Here is an 18,021-nt window from a genome sequence, read left to right as displayed (position 1 = left end):
TGAGGAAGCGCTGCATATTTCATTGGCCGTCGTGCGTCTGCGCTTTCCTCATCCATATTCAATCAGGAAATCCGACTTCGATGCCCCGGCCCGCTCGTACTCAGCAAAGCGAGGGAGGCACCCAAGTAGCCGGCCAGCAGAGCAAAGGCTACGTCCTGGACGTGATCATCCCCGGGGACAAAAGTCGTTGCATGGAGCCGTTCTCCCACGCCGTTGGTTCCCACGAACATCATGAGCGAGGGCATCACTTCCGAAAAATAGGAAAAGTCATCGGACCCCGCCGATCTAAGGTTCCCGTCCACCTCCAACTCCAGGAAACGGAGCACTGGAACAGTTGCTTTGACGATCTCCGGGTCATTTTCGAGGACAGGCTCGCCCTCCGTTATCGAGACTTCCCCGGCGCACCCGTGGGCCGCCGCCACGAGACGGACTGTCTCCGCGAGGCGACGCAAGACCTCCTCCCGGACTGGAGTGGCCATGGCACGGACAGTTCCCCTGGCAGCGGCGGTGCCGGGTATGACATTTGCCGCGGTGCCCGCTTGGAGGGTAGCTATGGTCACCACGGCGGAGTCCATGGGATCGACGTTCCGGCTCACGATGTTTTGCAACGCGATGACGACATGCGCAAGTGCAACAACCGGATCTGCCGTGATGTGGGGGTACGCTGCATGCCCTCCCCTGCCGCGGATGTTGATGGTGAATTCGTCCGACGAAGCATTAACCGGACCCGGCGTGCACGCCACCGTCCCTCCGGGCAGCTGCGGCTGCACATGGGCAGCGACAGTGGCCAGCACTTCTTCGTCCGCCAAAATTCCTGACTGGCAGATGTCCTTGGCCCCGGACGGGTAGGTTTCTTCCCGAGGTTGAAGTACCAGGACGATCGGACCGGCGCCGGGGGTTGCGTGAACCGCCTTGGCCAAAGCAACGGCAGCGGCCATGTGAACATCATGCCCACAGGCGTGCATTACTCCTGGTCGTTGGGATGCCCAGGCAAGTCCCGAGTCCTCCAGAGCGGGCAGGGCGTCGAGCTCGGCCCGGATGGCGATCGCTTTGCCTGGCCCGCCGATGCGCAGCACTGCACCGGTCTCGGCCACCCGCCTGACGTGTTTGAACCCAGGCATGGATTTGAGGACCAGGTCCAGGGTTGGCCCCTCGGAGCCGGAAAGATTCGGTTCGCTATGGAGCCTGTGGCGCAGTTCTATTGCCTCCGGTAATTCCTGAACAATTCGTCTCTTGAGTGCCTCAAAAAGCTCCGTGTTCATACTCCCCCCAAGTTGTAGACGCGTTGGGCGTTCTCTCTTCCGACCATTCGAACCACCCGAATGGCGTCTTGCTCAGACCAATCCCCGTCGCGTACCCACGTTCCAAGCACCTTTCGCATCCCTTCGCGCCAAAGCCGCGCCCCCAGGTAGTGAAGTTCCGGCGGCCCCCATGCGTCGGTGGAAAACAGGATTTTGGAGAATGGCGCCAGTTCCAATGACTCCTTGATCAGTGCCATTGATTGAACACCGGTGTAGTTGATGCCAAGCCCGACGTCGAAATAGATGTGTGGGAACACTTGGGCCAAATATCCGGCGTGCCTCTGATACGGATAGCAGTGCAGAAGAACAACATCGACGCCAAACGGTTCGATCAGCTTGATCCACGGCACCAGTAGCAGGGGATCGCAACGGTCCAGGCTCAAGTCCGGATCCCCGTATCCTGTGTGCAGTTGGATCGGCAGGCCTCTGTCGACTCCCGACCAGAGAAGGAAGCGCAACAGCACGGGATCCGAGATCCGAAGCGAATATCCGGCTGTCACCATCCGCAGCCATGAACCCGCAGCCTTGGCCACCTCCTCCCGGGACGGCCTGACGGGGTCAAAGTCGAAGCCGAGCCGGTAAGCAATGATGCTCTTGACTCCCACGGCGTTCTCGGTCGCCACGCTGAGCCGGGCTATGTACCTATCGGCAAAATCATCCGCTGACACCCCTTCGGCAGCCAAAGATTCCGCAACGGATTCGAGCCGAACCACCTCGCTGACCTTGGCTTTACTGAGGCTTTCCATCCCGGACAATCCGTGGATTTGGTCACCGCGATATCCCGTTTCGATGAGGAAATGTCCTATCCCCGCTGACGTCAGAAGGCGCGAAGTTACCTCAGTAGTGCCCAATTCCATGCGTCGTTGGAAGAAGGCATCGGCCTCTGCGTGCCGCGAAAGCCCCAACAGCGGTGCGCACCAACGACGAATCGCAAAACCCAGTTGCGAATCGAACTGGGTCATCCACGGTGGAATGGGCCTGTCAGACTCTGTCAACAGCTCTTCCAGCGACGTCCGGTCTACTTCGTCCTTCAACGCTCCATGGACGTGATGGTCCACCAACGGGATTTCCTCGATCGCGGCCTGCAGGTTGTCTATGGAATTAGTAGACATCAGCAACTGCCTTAATGCGGGCCGCGTCGTTGAGGGAGGCCAACTGCGCCACTTCGTACCTCTTGACAGCCAGGAATGTGGTCAGGAGATCGGGATGGAACCAGGATCTCGCCGTCTGGTCTTTTTCCAACGCCAGCAACGCATCGTCCAGTGTCCTGGGCAGCAGTGGCACGTCCATCAGCTCAGCGGGGCCGGCGTCTTCCGGAATGATCTCAGGTGCGGGGTACTCGTCTCCTCCAACGATTCCGGCGAGTCCGGCGCGGAGCAGCACTCCGAGCGTGAGCCAGGGGTTTGCTGTTGCGTCGGCGGCCCTGTACTCAAGATTGAATTGATGATCCGGCGCAGATCCACCCGCCGAACTGGTGGGACAAATGCGCAAGAGAGCCTCCCTGTTGCGCTCAGCAAGGAAAATGCCTCCCACGCTCCAGCGGTTGGGGGACAGTCTGAGGAAGGAAACCGGACTCGGTGCCGTCCAAGCAGTCAGTGCTTCGGCATGACGCAAGATCCCGGCGCCGAACCTGGACCCTACTTCGGAAAGTCGACCGGGACGGGAGGCGTCGAACATGACCGGGTTGCCGCCGTCGTCCACCAAACTGATGTGAACGTGAACGCCGGTGCCTGTCCCGTTTGGTTCCTGCAGCGGCGCAAACGACGCCCTCAGTCCGCGTCGGATAGCCAAATCACGGACCAATTCCCTCAAGAGCACCGCTCTGTCCGCGGCTGTGAGCGGGTCGCTCGGTTCCACGGTGATTTCAAACTGGTTTGCCCCGAATTCCGGCAGCCAATTCTCCGGCGCAAGGCCACAGTTTGTCAGCAGGCGGAGCAAATCCGTCCCGAAGGGGTCGGCGTCCCGATGCCTGCGCAGGGAAAAGGGCGCAGAGGGAGGGAGTCCCTCCAGCACGAACTCGTGTTCGAAGGTGGCAATAATGCGCAGTCCCGTCTGTTCCCGGAAGTCATTGACCGCCTTGCGCAGGAAGGTCCGCGGACAACAGTCCCATTCGCTTCCATCCGGCTGGGCCTGATCCGCCAGCAGAAGCTTAAGTCCGGTGCCGTAGGAATCACTGGGAATGGTGATTTCCGTAGCTTCGTCCGGGATCAAGCGCAGGTCGCCTGTCGAGCCGAAGGCACTGCCTGGCGGTATGCCGCCGAATGCCGAAATGCCAAGGTTGGCCGGTACCCACCCAAGGCCTGAGCGCAGGACGGAGTCATAGGCTTCGTACGGAGCCCCACGGCCCCTGACCTGTCCTGCCAGATCGCAGGTGGCAACGAAAATATCAGGGGTATTCACTGTGGCCTCCGGCCGGTCGAAACTGAGATGTTAGGGGATTCCATGCCGGCGATGCCGCAGAAGTCCATGGCGGACAGCGCGTACGCCTTGACGGCAGTGATGATCTGATGGATGGGAACATACTCGTTCTCCGCGTGGGCGGTGCGGCCGACCCCCGGGCCGTACACGAGCCCTTTGATGCCCCGGGCGTCCATCCAAGTGAGATCGCAGACCCCAAGGAAGCCCTCATGCTGCGGGGGCGCAGTGACGTCAAACCCGCCAATGGAATCGCTGTGCGCCCTCATGACCGCTGGAATGAGATCATGGTTGGCAGGTGCCGTGTATGGCGGCCACAGCAGCTTCCAGTCGAATTCGGGTCGGTGCGCGCTCAGCCACGGATCGTTGGCACAAGCCTGACGAACGGTTCGCTCAATCTCTTCGATGACTTCCTCGTTGCTCCGCTCGGGGTGGTGGTAGACGCAGTATTCGACCGTGAGCGTATCGGCGAGGAAGAACGGCACCAGGACGCCTTCCGGGTTTGCACGGATCACCCCGGGCAGGAGGTTGAAGTAGCCCGGGCGGAACAGGGGGTGCCGGTCGCGTTGTGCCCACGTATCCTCCAATTGCCGGAGGGCGTGATAGATAATCCAGAATTTGTCGATGGTGTTGACGCCGAGGGACTCGCCTTCCAATGTGGGGTGGACCGTGAGCCCGCGCAGACCTGAGTGTGCAGCCTTACCAATGAGCGACAGCGAAAACCACAGCAAACCGGGAGTCGTGGGAATCAGGTTCGGCGCCGCGTCCGTGAAGTTCGATGGTTCACTCACGATCGCGGCGTCCGCACCGTACCCCGCCTCCAATGCAGCAGTTGTACCGGAAAGATGATCGCCAACCTCTTCCCCAACCACTGCCTGCAGAACCAGGTCTCCCTTGAGCCGGATTCCCGCATTGGCCAAGGCAATCGCCGCGTAGGCCGTGGCGACTGTTCCGGCCTTGTTATCTGTCGCGCCCCGGCCATGAACAGCCTGGTCAGTGATCAGCCCGGAGAAGGGCGCGCGGTCCCACAGCCCTTCCCGGTTGGGCGGGACGACGTCGACGTGGCCGTTGAGGAGCAGCGAGCGGCCGCCCCCGGTGCCGGCGATACGTCCGCAAGCGTTGTCCCGCCCCTTTTCAACAGTCACAAGTTCCGTGGCCGCACCTGCTTCGCGATGCAGGTGGTTCATGAGGGCACTGACCTCGCCTTCCCCACCCACGAGCTTTTTGTAATCCTGGCCGGGGTACTTCGGGTTGACGCTGGGGATCCTGACTGCTTCGGCAACGGACTCCACGATCCTGGGGGCCAGCCGGTCCACGGCATCCAGGACTGCCTTGCGCTGGCTCTGCTCCGTTCCGGAGTTGGCATCAACGGACATGGCTGGCCTCCTTAAGTTCCGGGCTGTTCATTTTGTCGCCAAGACGGCTCTGCTTCTTCGGCAGCAGCCTTCGCGCCCTGTTCCAGACGTCCTCCAACAATCCAGAGATGCCGTTTGGAAGGAAGATGAGGACCAGCAGGGTCCCGACGCCGATAATGATCGCGCGCATTGGGCCCAAGTCCGTGAGTTGGCGGTCGATGACAGTCACGATCAGTGCCCCCAGCACGGGGCCCCAGATGTGGCTGGTGCCGCCGAGGAAGATCATGCTCAAGCCGAGCGTGACAAACCCGAAACTGAAGAGCGTTACGTCGGCAACCCGGAAATAGGCAACGTACAGCGCGCCTGTGACGCCTGCGATCGCCCCGCTCAGGATGAACGCCAGAAGGTGCTGCCTGACGCGGTTCATGCCCCTGCTGACGGCAAGATGTTCGTTGTCGCGCAAGGCTATGAGGCTTTTCCCGAAGGGGCTTCGCAGGGTGGCCTTCAGCAGGAGCAACAGCAGGACCACTGCGCCACCGAGCAGCCACAAGTAGCCCAACCCGGAGTACTTTGCGAAGGAAAAATCTCCGAGGGTCAGCGCCGGGACGCCTGTCAGCCCGCTGGAACCCCCGGTGATTCCGGGAATCGCCAGAACCAGGTAGTAGCACAGCTGTACGAAAACGAAGGTGATCAGCGCGATATAGATGCCGCGCATGCGGATCACGGGAAGGTAGGCCAGGGCTCCGGCGAGACCTCCCGCTACGGATCCGAGCAGGAGCCCCAACCACGGGTTGAAGTGCCACGTCACGGTGGAGACGGCCATGGCGTAGCCACCTACACCGAAGAAGCCAACGTGGGCGAAGTTGAAGATCCCGCCGATGCCCAAGGTCAAATTCCAGCTGGCGGCCAGAAGCGCATAAATGAGCGCCGTAACAGCCAGCAGGCGGGCAGAGCCACTGACCACCACATAGGGCAACAGGGCGGCGGCAACTGCCAACAGCGGCCACGTGCCGAGGCGCTTGAGCGAGCCAAGCCTGTTCATGAGGATCGTCCTTTCACAAGGCCCTGGGGCCGTATCAGCATGATGAGGACCAAGACAAGGAAGACGGCAACCGGGCTCCACTGCAGGCCGAGCCAGTATGTTGTGCCGGCCTCAAGCAAGCCAATGGTGAAGGCGCCCACCAACGTGCCCCACAAGGTCGCCGAACCGCCGAAGACCAGGACCACAAAAGCGGTCAGCAAAGGTTCAAAGCCCTTGGTGGGGGTAATGGTGGTGGTGGTTCCGTAGACGAAGGCAGCAGCGCAAGCGAGCACTGCAGCTACTGCAAACACGGTGCCGTAGACCCGCGCTGGCCGGATGCCAACAAGCATTGCCATGTCCCGGTTTTGTTCCACTGCCCGGACAGCCATTCCCCACTCTGTTTTGCGCAGCAGGGTCATCAGTCCTATGACCAGGACGAGTGCGAGGCCCAGGGAAATAAGCGTGGACCCGACTATTTTCACGTCGCCCAAAGAAAGGGTTGCAGTGGTCACGGCGTCGATCTGACGGTTTTGCGGCCCCCAGATCATTTGCGCCGCGCCTTCAACAGCATTGGCAATGGCGAGCGTGGAGACCATCACCAAGAGCGTTCCATTTGGTCTGCTGATGAACGGACGCACGGCCACCAAGTCCAGCAGAATGCCCAGCAACGCCAACAAAGGAATGGCAGCGGCAAACGCCAACAGTACCGGGAGTCCGGCCTTTTCCGAGAACGTCCAGATGAAATAGGCGCCAAGGAGCAGGAGTGCGCCATGAGCGTAGTTGAAGACGCCCAAAGTGGACCAAATGAGGGACAACCCGCTGGCCATCAGTGAGTACAACGAGCCGAGCACGATTGCCGAAACGAGGATGGAGACGATTGCGTCAGACATGCTTGACTCCTTCATCCTGGCTGTTTTCAACGGTTGGGTGGGTCGACGCACCGATGTACATGTCCATGACCTCCTCGTGGCTGGGCTTCACGTCCGTGGTTCCGCCCGCCACAATCCTGCCGAGTTCAACAAGATTCCAGCGGTCCGTGAGTTCGAACAGGAAGTCGACGTCGCCGTCGGCAACGATCAGTGACAGGCCCAGTGCACGAATCTCGTGCAGGGTTTCCAGGATTTCGTACCTCACCTTCGGGGCGAGGCCGAGGGTGGGTTCGTCGAGTACCAGGAGCTTGGGTTTGGCCATCAGCCCCATCCCGATCGCCACCATTTGGCGTTCGCCGCCGGACAGCGTTCCCACCAATTGCTCCCGCCGTTGGAGCAGCTTGGGGAACAATTCGTGGACCATTTCCAGCGTCTGTGTCCGGCCGTTCCTGGCACGCGGTATTCTGCCCGCCAACAGCAGGTTTTCCCTGATGCTGAGCCGCGGAAAGAGCTGGTTGCCTTGCGGCACATGCATCATTCCGTGGTCCACCACCGTGTACGCGGGCATCCCTGTGATGTTGCGGCCTTCGAGAGTAACTTCTCCTGAAGACGTTTTCCCAAGGCCCGCCACGGCGCGCAGTGCGGTGGTTTTGCCGTGACCGTTGGGGCCAAGGAGCGCCACAGCTTCACCAGGTGCCACGTCCATGGAGAACGAACGAACAACGGGCAGGCGTCCGTAACCTGCTTCCAGGTTCCGGACCCGAAGCAGCGGGTTAGCGCTCTGTTGATCAGGATTCATGCTGCTGCCTTTCCCAGGTACGCTTCCAGCACGCGCGGATCCGAAAGGACGGTGTCCGGTGTGCCTTCTACCAGAAGCTCGCCGGATGACAGGATGATCATCCGGTTGGCGAGCTCACGCAAGAGGCTGAGCACGTGCTCAATGATGAGCAGCGTCAGTCCATCCTTTTGAAGTTCTGCCAAGAGCTGGATGAGGTCGGCTTGGTCTTCGCTGTTCAGGCCACCGGCAGGTTCGTCCAACATGAGCAGCCGGGGCCGCGCCACCAGGGCGCTGGCTATCATGAGCTTCTTCTTCGCGAGCAGCGGGATATCCCCGGCGCGCTCATCGCGGTACTTGGTGATCCCCACGGTCTCCAGTGCCGTAGCCGCTGCTGTCTTGGCCGAACGTCCGCGCCTGCCCAAGTAATGGGAGGCCACGGCAATGTTGTCCGACACGCTGAGCGAGGGAAACAGTTGTTCCGCCTGGAAAGTTCGCCGCAGACCCAAGCGTGCGATCTTGTGGGCTGGCAACCGGTCGATCTGCCGGCCTTCGAACAGGACTTCGCCCGCGCTCGGACCGAATGGCACGCCCGAAATCAGGTTGAAAAGCGTACTCTTTCCGGCACCGTTGGGACCGGCAATGCCCAGGATCTCTCCCTTGTCCACACGCAAGCTGACGTTGTCGACCGCGAGGAATCCTCCGAACCGGCGGCTGACTCCTCGGACTTCCAGGAGGTGCTCGGCGAATCGGCCGGAGGCACCCTTCATGGCGGGCGTCATTTGATCCACTCGGGTCTCTGGAACTTGCCGTCCGCGAATTCCTCAGGGGCGATGTTCAATCGCGTGCCGTTTTGGATCTGGTAGTACGTCATGGGAATTCCGTCCTTGCCGGCGACGGCCAGGTGGGTTGCCGGGTCAAAGTGGACCCGGCCCAGGGTGGTCTGTTTGTCGAGCTTGCCCAGCGCCGCCCCAACTTCCTCGCGCTTGCCAGGATCACCCACCTGCTTGACGGCATCGGCCCACAGGTAGACCTGCTCATAGAGGCCAAAGCTGTAGAGGCTCGGTTCCGTGTTGTACTTTCCGGTCAGTTTCCGCGTGAGTTCCTTGGTTTCGGACAAGGCCGGCAGCGGGGCGAACGGGAGGTTGTACAGCACTCCGTCGGCATTCTTGCCTGCCAGCTCGGTGAACTCCGGAACGCTGGGGGCGTACTGGGAAAAGACCAGTGATTGGGTAGGGTTCTGACGGAACTGGGTCAGAAACTTCGACGCGTTGGCCGTCAGGTAGTCGAGATTGATGATCACTGCTGGATCAACCTGCCGGATTTTGGTGATTTGCGTGGTCCAATCATCCACTTCGCCGAAAGGTACAGTGTCCGGACCTGTGATTTCCCATCCTTTCGCTTTGAGGTTGGTCACCAGACCCGAGGCGATGCCGTTGGAGTAGGCATTGTCGCTGGAAATGATGTAGGCCTTGCGGTTCCTGAGCGGGAACGTGCCATCGGAATTCCAGGCGTCCAGTTGTTCCGGAACGCCGGTGCTGTATCCCTCGTACGACGGCGCAAGCGACCACACGCCCGGATATTTGCCGGGATTCTTGGCGATGATGTCCTTCGTTTGTCCGCTGTTGCCGCTAAGCAGGTAGGGAATACCAGCTTCGGCCAGCTGATCGATTTCAAAGTTGGTTGTGCTCGCGTAGCCGGTCAGTACTGCTGCGACATTGGGGTTTGACGTCAATTGCGTAACCGCAGCGGAAACGGCGTCGGACTTTTGGTCACGTACGTCCAAAGACTTCAGCTCGATCTTGCGGCCACCAATGCCGCCCTTGGCATTGATTTCGTCGACGGCGAGTTGGGCGCCCTGCTCCATGAGCTTGCCGTCGGCTGCGGCGACGCCGGTGAGCGGAGCCAAGAGGCCCAGCGTGATGTTTCCTTCGGTGGATCCGGAATCGTTGCTCTCGCCGGTGGGAACAGTGCAGCTCACCATGGAGAACGCCAATAGCGCTGTTGTGGAAAGTAGGAGGGACGTGCGTAGGCGGGGTTTGACTGAGGCGAACATTGCGCTCCGTAGAAGTTGGGGACCTTCATCCCGGTGAATACGAATCATGGCTTGAATGCTGCTAGTGGGGAATATGCTGCGATGCGTTTGGAGTCACCTATCCAACCGGTGACAGTGCACCGACAAGACCGAACAGGTCCTTGGGATCTTCCGGGTTGGCCACGAGATCTATTTCCTTGAAGAAGTCGGAACCGGCTACCGAGTCCCGCAGGTACCGCAAAGCCGAGAAATCCTCGACGGCGAACCCCACCGAATCGAAAACAGTGATCTGTTGCCCTGATACGCGGCCCGGTGCAGCTCCGAGCAGTACCTTCCAGAACTCGGTTACAGCGAAGTCTGCGGGCATTTGCTGGATTTCGCCTTCGATCCGGGTCTGGTCCTCGTACTCAACAAAGACCTCGCCACGCTCCAGAATGGCCGGATCCAGTTCGGTCTTGCCCGGGCAATCTCCACCGATTGCGTTGATATGGACGCCAGGCGCCAGGTGTTCGACGCCGAGGATAGTCGCCTGTGTTTTGTCTGCCGTGCAGGTGGTGATGACGTCGACGCCCTGCACTGCCTCCAACGCTGACGAGGCAACGAAGATGTCGAAACCAAGGGGCACCATGTTGCGAACAAACTTGCTCACCGCGGCGGGATCCGTGTCCCACACTTGCAGCTTGGCGATACCCAGGGCTCGGCGCATTCCGAGTGCTTGGAATTCGGCTTGGCTCCCGGTGCCGATCATGGCCATGACGGTCGAATCGGGTCGGGCCAGCGCCTTGGCCACCATGGCCGAGGTGGCAGCTGTTCGCAGCGCGGTCAAAATTGTCATCTCTGCAAGGAATGTTGGATAGCCGTTGTGAACATCCGCAAGAACGCCGAACGCCGTCACCGTCTGGTACCCGCGGGCCGGGTTTGAGGGGTGCCCGTTCACGTACTTGAAGGCGTAGGTTTCATGGTCGCTGGTCGGCATGAGTTCTATGACGCCAAACGGAGTGTGGCTGGCCACGCGGGGGGTCTTGTCGAACTGCGGCCAGCGACGGAAGTCATCCTCCAGATACTGGATCAGTTCATTAATGATCGTTTCGGGTCCCTGCGACCTGACCCAGCGGATCATGTTGTGTACATCTACAAAGCGCGTCATAAGCACTCCTTCTCTTCCTGATGCCGCTCGCGCCATCGGGACCGGCTGCTATCAATGATGCGTTATAAACATTCCGAAGTCATCAGTTTTCTTAAATTTGTTACAATAATTTCAGGCAGCAACGGCCATGAGTCGTCGCTACCGACTCCATCCGCTGATGGATTTCAATCGCTCCCGGTAGCCAGCGGCTCCGGCGCAGAATGAGCTGGCCGGCAGCGTGGCTTGGACTTGCCAATGCTCAAGGCCCAACGACATTGCAAACTGCGCCTCGACGAGATCACCCTCCGCGATGGTCATGGAAGGTCCGAATCGGCTTCGACCCACTGCGGGTATCAGGCCGAACTGGTTCGAAGGGCACGCTCGGGGCCCCATCAAACCCTCCAAAGTGCCGGCATGCTCCTTCCGGGCTGGAAAAACTACGCGAGCTGGACCGGTTCGTCACTACAGTCGAGGAGCACGGCCGAACCTCCACAAAAAGCGGACCGTTGATCTCCGTCCGCTAGGCGATGACTAAGTTGTTGTACTTCGATTGGTCGCAAGGCGAACACCAGACCCGCGCCAGGCAGCCGCATCACGGTCTCGCATACGGTAGAAGGAGAGCAAGGGGACTTGCAGCAGGCAGCGCTGGGATGTCCACACGCGTGGCCATTGCCCCAGGAGGATGCGGAGGGGTTGGTGTCAGTCCGCCCGAAAGGGCCGTCTCAGCCGGCACACTCGGCACACTCGGCACTCGACGCGCCTCCGCAGCCTGCCGCGTCATCAACGTGCCGGGCTGGTACGACTTCAGCTACGCACGCATGGCTTCGGCGATGTGCCGCGGTGTTTCACCCTGCGCTATTTGGTGGACGCCGCGCTTTAAGCCCTGGATTTGGCTGGAGTGGGAAACTGTGGGCATGTGCAGTGACCAGTGGTGGCCAAAGCTCCACACGGCAATGGTTGGTGGACAACAACGGGGATGCTATTCCCGGTGGCATTCTTTCGGAAATTATCGAGGGCGGCCGCCCACCATTAGGGGATACATGACGGGGTGAAAGCAAGGAGGCTGAGGGGCTGGTCTGTCCGGAGCCCTCCCGGACGACGCGTTGCAGGTGCGGTCGGTCGTCGACCACCCGCACGCCGGCTGGCCGCCCGTAGAGTGTCTCGGCGCTGAACCTCCGCGTCGGAAAACAGTGGGCGCTTTGCCCCTAGGCTGCGAACAACGCCTCACGCACCGCCTGCTCGAATTCACTCACGTGCGTCCGCGCCAACTCTGCCGCCTTGTGCTCGTCGCCGTCGATCACTGCCTGCAGCAGATCCACATGCTCATGCACGTGCCGCTCAAGGTTGGGCAGCCGGTCCAGCACCATGCACCAAATCCGTGTGGCCAGGTTGTCGTAGCGGATCAGGACGTCTTCCAGATGCGGATTGGCTGCCGCAGCGTAGATGCCCTGGTGCACGCGGGCATCCAGCTTCAAGGTCTCCACCACGGAGGCAGCCTTGATGTCGAAGGCTTCAACTTCCCGGACAACCTGTCGCAGGTAATCCCTGCTCCCGGGGGTAGCCACGCGGGCCGCCCGCGCTGCGGCGACCGGCTCCAACTGCACCCGGATCTCGGAAATGAACGCAAGGTCAGTCACTTCCACCCGGGTGGCGAAAGTGCCGCGTCGCGGGTACGTCACCACCAGGCGATCAAGCTCCAGCCGCTTCAGGGCCTCGCGCACCGGCGTGCGCCCGATGCCGAGCTCCTTGGCCAGCTGATCATCATTGAGGAGGTCGCCCGGCTTGATGTCCAGCGTCAGGAGCCGGTCGCGCACGCTTTCGTAAGCGATGTCCGCAAGCGACTTCCTGCCTGCGTCTTCTACAGTCGCCAAGGTTTGAATTGCCACAGTGCCGAGCTCCTTCCACAGTTCCGAAAAAACCTATTGACCTCGTTCCAAGGTCCAGTATACGCTGATTCCAATCCTAATATATCAGTACGTAATTCAGGAATATATCTAGGGAATTACCTAAGGAGGACATATGACCCTCGTGGCTTCAGACTCTCACCTCAGCACCCTTCCGGCGGAACGCGGGCAGCTCAAGGACGAGCAAGCGCAGAAGTTCGTACTCACACTGTCGTGCGTCGAACAGCCCGGAATCGTGAATGCGGTCACCACGTTCCTGTTCGAGCGCGGCTTCAACATCGAAGAGCACCAGCAGTTCGATGACAGCCTTCGCCAGACGCTGCACTTGCGCACTGCGTTCTCCGGCCCGCAGAGCTACTCACCGGAGCAGCTTGAAGAAGAGTTCCGCTCCATCGCAGAGCGCTTCGACATGAAGTTCAGCTTCCATGACCAGACCAAACAGCGCGTCCTGGTGATGGTCTCCAAGTTCGGCCACTGCCTGAACGACCTCATCTTCCGTTGGCGCGGAGGCAGCCTCGGCGGCGAGCTGGTGGCTGTTGTTTCCAACCACGAGACCCACCGTGCCATGGCGGAGGCAGCCGGCCTGCCCTTCATCCACGTTCCGGTCACCCCGGACACCAAGGCCGAGGCCGAGGCGCGGCTGCTGGAACTGGTGGAGGAATACGAGGCTGACCTCGTGGTCCTTGCCCGCTACATGCAGGTCCTGTCAGATGACTTGTGCCGCAAGCTGGAAGGCCGTGCGATCAACATCCACCACTCCTTCCTCCCCGGCTTCAAGGGTGCTCGCCCCTACCACCAGGCCTACGACCGTGGCGTGAAGCAGGTAGGCGCTACGGCACACTACGTCACCGCGGACCTGGACGAGGGCCCGATCATCGAGCAGGAAGTCATCCGGGTGGATCACAGCTACGGCCCCACGGCACTTTCCACCGTGGGCCAGGACGCGGAAGCGCTCGCACTGTCCCGCGCCGTCCGCTGGCACTGCGAACACCGCGTGCTTCTGGACCGGACCAGCACGGTCGTCTTCCGCTAACCAGCCCGCCCACGCCCGAATTACAGCAGGAGAAAACTTTCATGGCATCGACGCCCCGCATTGTCATCATCGGAGCCGGCATCGTCGGCACCAACCTCGCCGACGAACTCGTTCAACGCGGCTGGAACAACATCACGGTCCTGGACCAGGGTCCGCTCAACATGCCCGGAGGCTCCACCTCGCATGCTCCGGGCCTGGTCTTCCAGACCAACCCGTCAAAGAGCATGGCACTCTTCGCCAAATACACGGTGGAGAAACTGCTGTCCCTGACCGAAGATGGCCAGAGCTGCTTCAACCAGGTAGGCGGCCTTGAAGTAGCCACCACGGAAACCCGTCTTGCGGACCTCAAGCGCAAGCTTGGCTACGCGCAGTCCTGGGGCATTGAGGGCCGCATCCTCTCCCCGGAGGAATGCAAGGAGCTCTACCCGCTGATCAACCAGGACGACATCCTGGGCGGCCTCCACGTTCCCTCCGATGGCCTCGCACTGGCTGCCCGTGCCGTCCAGTTGCTCATCAAGCGCACCGAAGCTGCCGGCGTGAAGTACCTCGGCAACACGGAAGTGACCGGCATTGAACAGTCCGGCCACCGCGTCACAGGCGTCCAGACCGCCGACGGCGTGATCCCGGCCGACATCGTCGTCTCCTGCGCAGGCTTCTGGGGTGCCAAGATCGGCGAGATGATCGGCATGGCAGTTCCGCTGCTCCCCCTGGCCCACCAGTACGTCAAGACCACCCCGGTTCCCGCCCAGAAGGGCAAGAACGAACTGCCCAACGGTGCACAGCTGCCGATCCTCCGTCATCAGGACCAGGACCTCTACTACCGCGAGCACGGCGAGCGCTACGGCATCGGTTCCTACGCCCACAAGCCCATGCCCGTGGACCTGGACGAACTCGGCAAGTACGAGCCCTCCAGCATCAGCGAACACAACATGCCTTCCCGCCTCGACTTCACCCTTGAGGACTTCCTGCCGGCGTGGGAAGCAACCAAGCAGATCCTTCCGGCCCTGCGTGAAAGCGAAATCGAAGACGGCTTCAACGGCATCTTCTCCTTCACCCCGGACGGCGGTTCCCTGGTGGGCGAGTCCAAGGAACTGGACGGCTTCTACGTGGCTGAGGCCGTGTGGGTCACCCACTCCGCAGGCATCGCCCGCGCCGTTGCCGAGGTCCTGGTTGACGGCAAGTCGCAGATCGACCTGGGCGACTGTGACATCCACCGCTTCGAGGAAGTCCAGCTCACCCCCGAGTACGTCAGCGAAACCTCGCAGCAGAACTTCGTGGAGATCTACGACGTCCTGCACCCGCTCCAGCCCAAGCTTTCTCCGCGCAACCTCCGCGTCAGCCCTTTCCACGCCCGCCACAAGCAACTGGGCGGCTACTTCCTGGAAGGTGCCGGCTGGGAGCGTCCTTACTGGTTCGAGGCCAATGCCGAACTGCTGAAGGAAATGCCGGACGAGTGGCAGCCGCCGGCCCGCGATGCCTGGTCCGGAATGTTCAGCTCCCCGATCGCGGCTGCTGAAGCCTGGAAGACCCGTACGGCAGTGGCCATGTACGACATGACGCCGCTCAAGCGCCTGGAAGTTTCCGGCCCCGGCGCCTTGAAGCTGCTCCAGGAACTCACTACCGGCGATCTCGCCAAGAAGCCCGGAGCAGTTACCTACACCCTCCTGCTGGACCACGCCGGCGGCATCCGAAGCGACATCACCGTTGCACGCCTGGATGAGAACACCTTCCAGCTGGGCGCCAACGGCAACATCGACACCGCCTACTTTGAGCGTGCTGCCCGCCAGCAGACGGAGAACGGCGGCGCGGGCGACTGGGTGCAGGTCCGCGACACCACCGGCGGCACTTGCTGCATCGGCCTGTGGGGTCCGCTGGCCCGCGACCTGGTCAGCACCATCAGCAGCGACGACTTCTCCAACGACGGCCTGCGCTACTTCCGCGCCAAGGACGTGGTGATCGGTGGCGTTCCCGTCACGGCAATGCGACTGTCCTACGTTGGCGAACTCGGTTGGGAGCTCTACACGAGCGCGGACAACGGCCAGCGCCTGTGGGATGCGCTGTGGAAGGCCGGCCAGCCGTTCGGCGTCATCGCCGCGGGCCGCGCCGCCTTCAGCTCGCTGCGCCTCGAGAAGGGTTACCGTTCGTGGGGCACGGACATGACCACGGAGCACGACCCCTTCGAGGCCGGCCTCGGCTTCGCGGTCAAGATGGCCAAGGAGAACTTTGTCGGGAAGGCAGCCCTGGAGGGCCGCAGCGAGGAAAGCTCCGCCCGCCGCCTGCGCTGCTTGACGGTCGACGACGGCCGCAGCTTGGTGCTGGGCAAGGAACCGGTGTTCTACAAGAACCAGCCGGTGGGTTACGTCACCAGTGCGGCGTTCGGCTACACGGTTCGCAAGCCGATCGCGTACGCGTACCTCCCGTCCGCAGTGTCCTTGGGTGATTCGGTGGAGATCGAGTACTTCGGCCGCCGCATCCAGGCGACCGTCACCGAGGATCCGCTGTACGACCCCAGCATGAGCCGGCTCCGGGGCTAGTCCCCCGCCGCACCCACGGCTTCCAAGACACGCGGCCCGGACCCTATCCCTCGCAACCGGGTCCGGGCCGCTGTCTGTCCCCTTTCTTTCTCCAGCCCAGGAAGACACATGATCAGCTCAGAAACAGTCAACGATTATTTGGCCAGGCTCGCCGCCCGCCAACCCACACCGGGCGGCGGAGCGGCTGCGGCGTTGCATGCTGCCCAAGGTGCCGCACTGGTGGCCATGGTGGCCCGTTACACCACGGGTGAGAAGTACGCGGAGCATGCAGGACTGGTTGCCCGTATCACCAACAGCGCCGATCACCACCGCACCGAAGCGCTCCGGCTGGCCGATGCCGACGAACACGCCTTCCAAGGGGTCATCGATTCCTACAAGCTTCCTTCCGACACCCCGGAGCTCAAGACCGCGAAGAAAGCGGCGATCGACGCTGCCCTGGTCCAGGCCGCGCAAACGCCCGCCCAGCTCATCAAGCTTGCCGGCGAGATCGTGGACCTCGCCACGGAACTTTTCGAAGCGGCCAACCCGAACGTCATCAGCGACGTCGCCGCTGCCGCCGACGCAGCCCGGGCGGCTGCCACCACCGCACGCATCAACATCGACATCAACCTTGTGGCCATCAAGGACGATGCCACCCGGACCCGCCTTGCCGGGCAGACCGACGGGCTGGAAGAGAAGGTGGTCCTCGCCGCTGACACCCTGTCCCGCCGCGTCCGCGAAAGGATCCTCGCATGAGTGCAGAAGTGCTGTCCGGCAAGGGGCTTGCAGGCCTCATCCGGCAACGCGCCCAGGAAGAGGCCCACGCCCTGGATAGCCAGGGAGTCCGTCCCACGGTGGCCGTCGTGGTCGCTACCGACGACGAATCAACCCACTGGTACGTCCGGTCGATCGAACGCGCCGCGGAACGTGCAGGGATCGACTGCCGGATTGTGGACCTCGGCCACGACGCCACCGAACAGGTCCTGGCCGCCGTGCTCCGTGACCTCAGCGCGGAGGCCTCGGTGCATGGCATCATCCTCCAGACTCCCCTGCCTTCGGGTGTCCGTGCGGACAGCCTGGTCGGGCTCATCGCCCCTGAAAAGGACATCGACGGCGCCAACCCGCTGAGCCTCGGCCGCCTTGCCGTGGGGCAGCCGGCCTTCGCGCCCGCAACAGCGCGGGCCGTCGTCGAGCTTCTGGACCACTTCGAGGTTCCGACGGCGGGACGCAACGTGGTCGTCGTCGGACGTTCTGCCGTGGTGGGCAAGCCGTTGTCGCTGCTGCTGCTCGCCAAGGATGCCACCGTCACCGTCTGCCACTCCCGCTCAGGTGCGCTGGAGCCGTTCACGCGGCCCGCCGACGTCGTGGTGGTGGCCGCCGGCCGCACCGGGCTGCTGACCGGCAGCCACGTGACGGAAAAGACCGTGGTGGTGGACGTCGGCACGAATGTCCTGCCCGACGGTTCCCTGGTGGGCGATGTGGACGAGGCGAGCGTCAGCGGCGTCGCAGCGGCCTTGACGCCTGTTCCGGGTGGCGTAGGCTCGGTGACCACGGCATTGTTGCTGCTGCACACCACCGAAGCCGCCCGTCGGCAGGCACGTGTTACCGGCGGCACCGTACCCGCCGTCCAGCCTGTACCTGCCGGCGCCGCCTGACCATTTCCTGATCTGGAGG

15 protein-coding genes are annotated in these 18,021 nt (G+C 61.9%); 4 read left to right on the top strand and 11 right to left on the bottom strand.

The features are described 5' to 3' along the window. Positions 1–62: 62 nt before the first annotated feature. From AUR_RS12645 to AUR_RS12595, 11 genes are all read right to left on the bottom strand, one after another. Positions 63–1,262, bottom strand: a complete 1,200-nt coding sequence (locus tag AUR_RS12645) for a M20 metallopeptidase family protein (RefSeq protein WP_062094877.1) — start codon at positions 1,260–1,262, stop codon at positions 63–65. Then, positions 1,259–2,413 (bottom strand): amidohydrolase family protein, encoded by a 1,155-nt coding sequence (locus tag AUR_RS12640; protein WP_062094875.1) that lies wholly within the window; start codon positions 2,411–2,413, stop codon positions 1,259–1,261. The genes AUR_RS12645 and AUR_RS12640 overlap by 4 nt, the downstream gene beginning before the upstream one ends. Beyond that, entirely contained in the window at positions 2,403–3,701 is a 1,299-nt protein-coding gene (locus tag AUR_RS12635) for a type I glutamate--ammonia ligase (protein WP_021471070.1), read from the bottom strand. Before AUR_RS12635 ends, AUR_RS12640 begins: the two co-directional genes overlap by 11 nt. Continuing rightward, complete coding sequence (locus tag AUR_RS12630) at positions 3,698–5,092, bottom strand: M20/M25/M40 family metallo-hydrolase (protein WP_062094873.1); 1,395 nt, start codon at positions 5,090–5,092, stop codon at positions 3,698–3,700. The genes AUR_RS12635 and AUR_RS12630 overlap by 4 nt, the downstream gene beginning before the upstream one ends. Then, a complete protein-coding gene (locus tag AUR_RS12625) occupies positions 5,082–6,113 on the bottom strand; it encodes a branched-chain amino acid ABC transporter permease (RefSeq protein WP_062094870.1) in 1,032 nt (343 codons plus the stop codon). Before AUR_RS12625 ends, AUR_RS12630 begins: the two co-directional genes overlap by 11 nt. Next, positions 6,110–6,982, bottom strand: a complete 873-nt coding sequence (locus AUR_RS12620; protein WP_062094868.1) for a branched-chain amino acid ABC transporter permease — start codon at positions 6,980–6,982, stop codon at positions 6,110–6,112. The genes AUR_RS12625 and AUR_RS12620 overlap by 4 nt, the downstream gene beginning before the upstream one ends. Next, positions 6,975–7,760, bottom strand: coding sequence for an ABC transporter ATP-binding protein (locus AUR_RS12615; protein ID WP_062094866.1), 786 nt, complete (start codon positions 7,758–7,760; stop codon positions 6,975–6,977). The genes AUR_RS12620 and AUR_RS12615 overlap by 8 nt, the downstream gene beginning before the upstream one ends. Continuing rightward, complete coding sequence (locus AUR_RS12610; protein WP_062159927.1) at positions 7,757–8,518, bottom strand: ABC transporter ATP-binding protein; 762 nt, start codon at positions 8,516–8,518, stop codon at positions 7,757–7,759. Before AUR_RS12610 ends, AUR_RS12615 begins: the two co-directional genes overlap by 4 nt. Beyond that, entirely contained in the window at positions 8,515–9,720 is a 1,206-nt protein-coding gene (locus tag AUR_RS12605) for an ABC transporter substrate-binding protein (RefSeq protein WP_062094859.1), read from the bottom strand. The genes AUR_RS12610 and AUR_RS12605 overlap by 4 nt, the downstream gene beginning before the upstream one ends. Before the next feature lie 169 nt (positions 9,721–9,889). Further along, positions 9,890–10,918, bottom strand: a complete 1,029-nt coding sequence (locus AUR_RS12600) for an ornithine cyclodeaminase (protein ID WP_062094857.1) — start codon at positions 10,916–10,918, stop codon at positions 9,890–9,892. A gap of 1,184 nt (positions 10,919–12,102) precedes the next feature. Further along, complete coding sequence (locus tag AUR_RS12595; RefSeq protein ID WP_021471078.1) at positions 12,103–12,783, bottom strand: GntR family transcriptional regulator; 681 nt, start codon at positions 12,781–12,783, stop codon at positions 12,103–12,105. A 133-nt stretch (positions 12,784–12,916) separates the two neighbouring features. On the opposite strand from AUR_RS12595, the gene purU reads away from it, so the two are divergent. From purU to AUR_RS12575, 4 genes are all read left to right on the top strand, one after another. Further along, entirely contained in the window at positions 12,917–13,834 is a 918-nt protein-coding gene (gene purU / locus AUR_RS12590; RefSeq protein WP_062094855.1) for a formyltetrahydrofolate deformylase, read from the top strand. A 41-nt stretch (positions 13,835–13,875) separates the two neighbouring features. Next, positions 13,876–16,368 carry a GcvT family protein gene (locus AUR_RS12585; RefSeq protein ID WP_021471080.1) on the top strand — a complete coding sequence of 831 codons (2,493 nt, stop codon included), beginning with the start codon at positions 13,876–13,878 and terminating at the stop codon, positions 16,366–16,368. Positions 16,369–16,476: 108 nt separating this feature from the next. Beyond that, entirely contained in the window at positions 16,477–17,103 is a 627-nt protein-coding gene (locus AUR_RS12580; protein WP_021471081.1) for a cyclodeaminase/cyclohydrolase family protein, read from the top strand. After that, a complete protein-coding gene (locus tag AUR_RS12575; RefSeq protein ID WP_021471082.1) occupies positions 17,100–18,002 on the top strand; it encodes a bifunctional 5,10-methylenetetrahydrofolate dehydrogenase/5,10-methenyltetrahydrofolate cyclohydrolase in 903 nt (300 codons plus the stop codon). Before AUR_RS12580 ends, AUR_RS12575 begins: the two co-directional genes overlap by 4 nt. Positions 18,003–18,021: the final 19 nt, after the last annotated feature.

The organism is Paenarthrobacter ureafaciens (assembly GCF_004028095.1).
In the GTDB taxonomy this organism is placed as follows: domain Bacteria; phylum Actinomycetota; class Actinomycetes; order Actinomycetales; family Micrococcaceae; genus Arthrobacter; species Arthrobacter ureafaciens.
The sequence above is the reverse complement of the archived record's forward strand: the minus strand, read 5'-3'. Positions and strand labels throughout refer to the sequence as shown.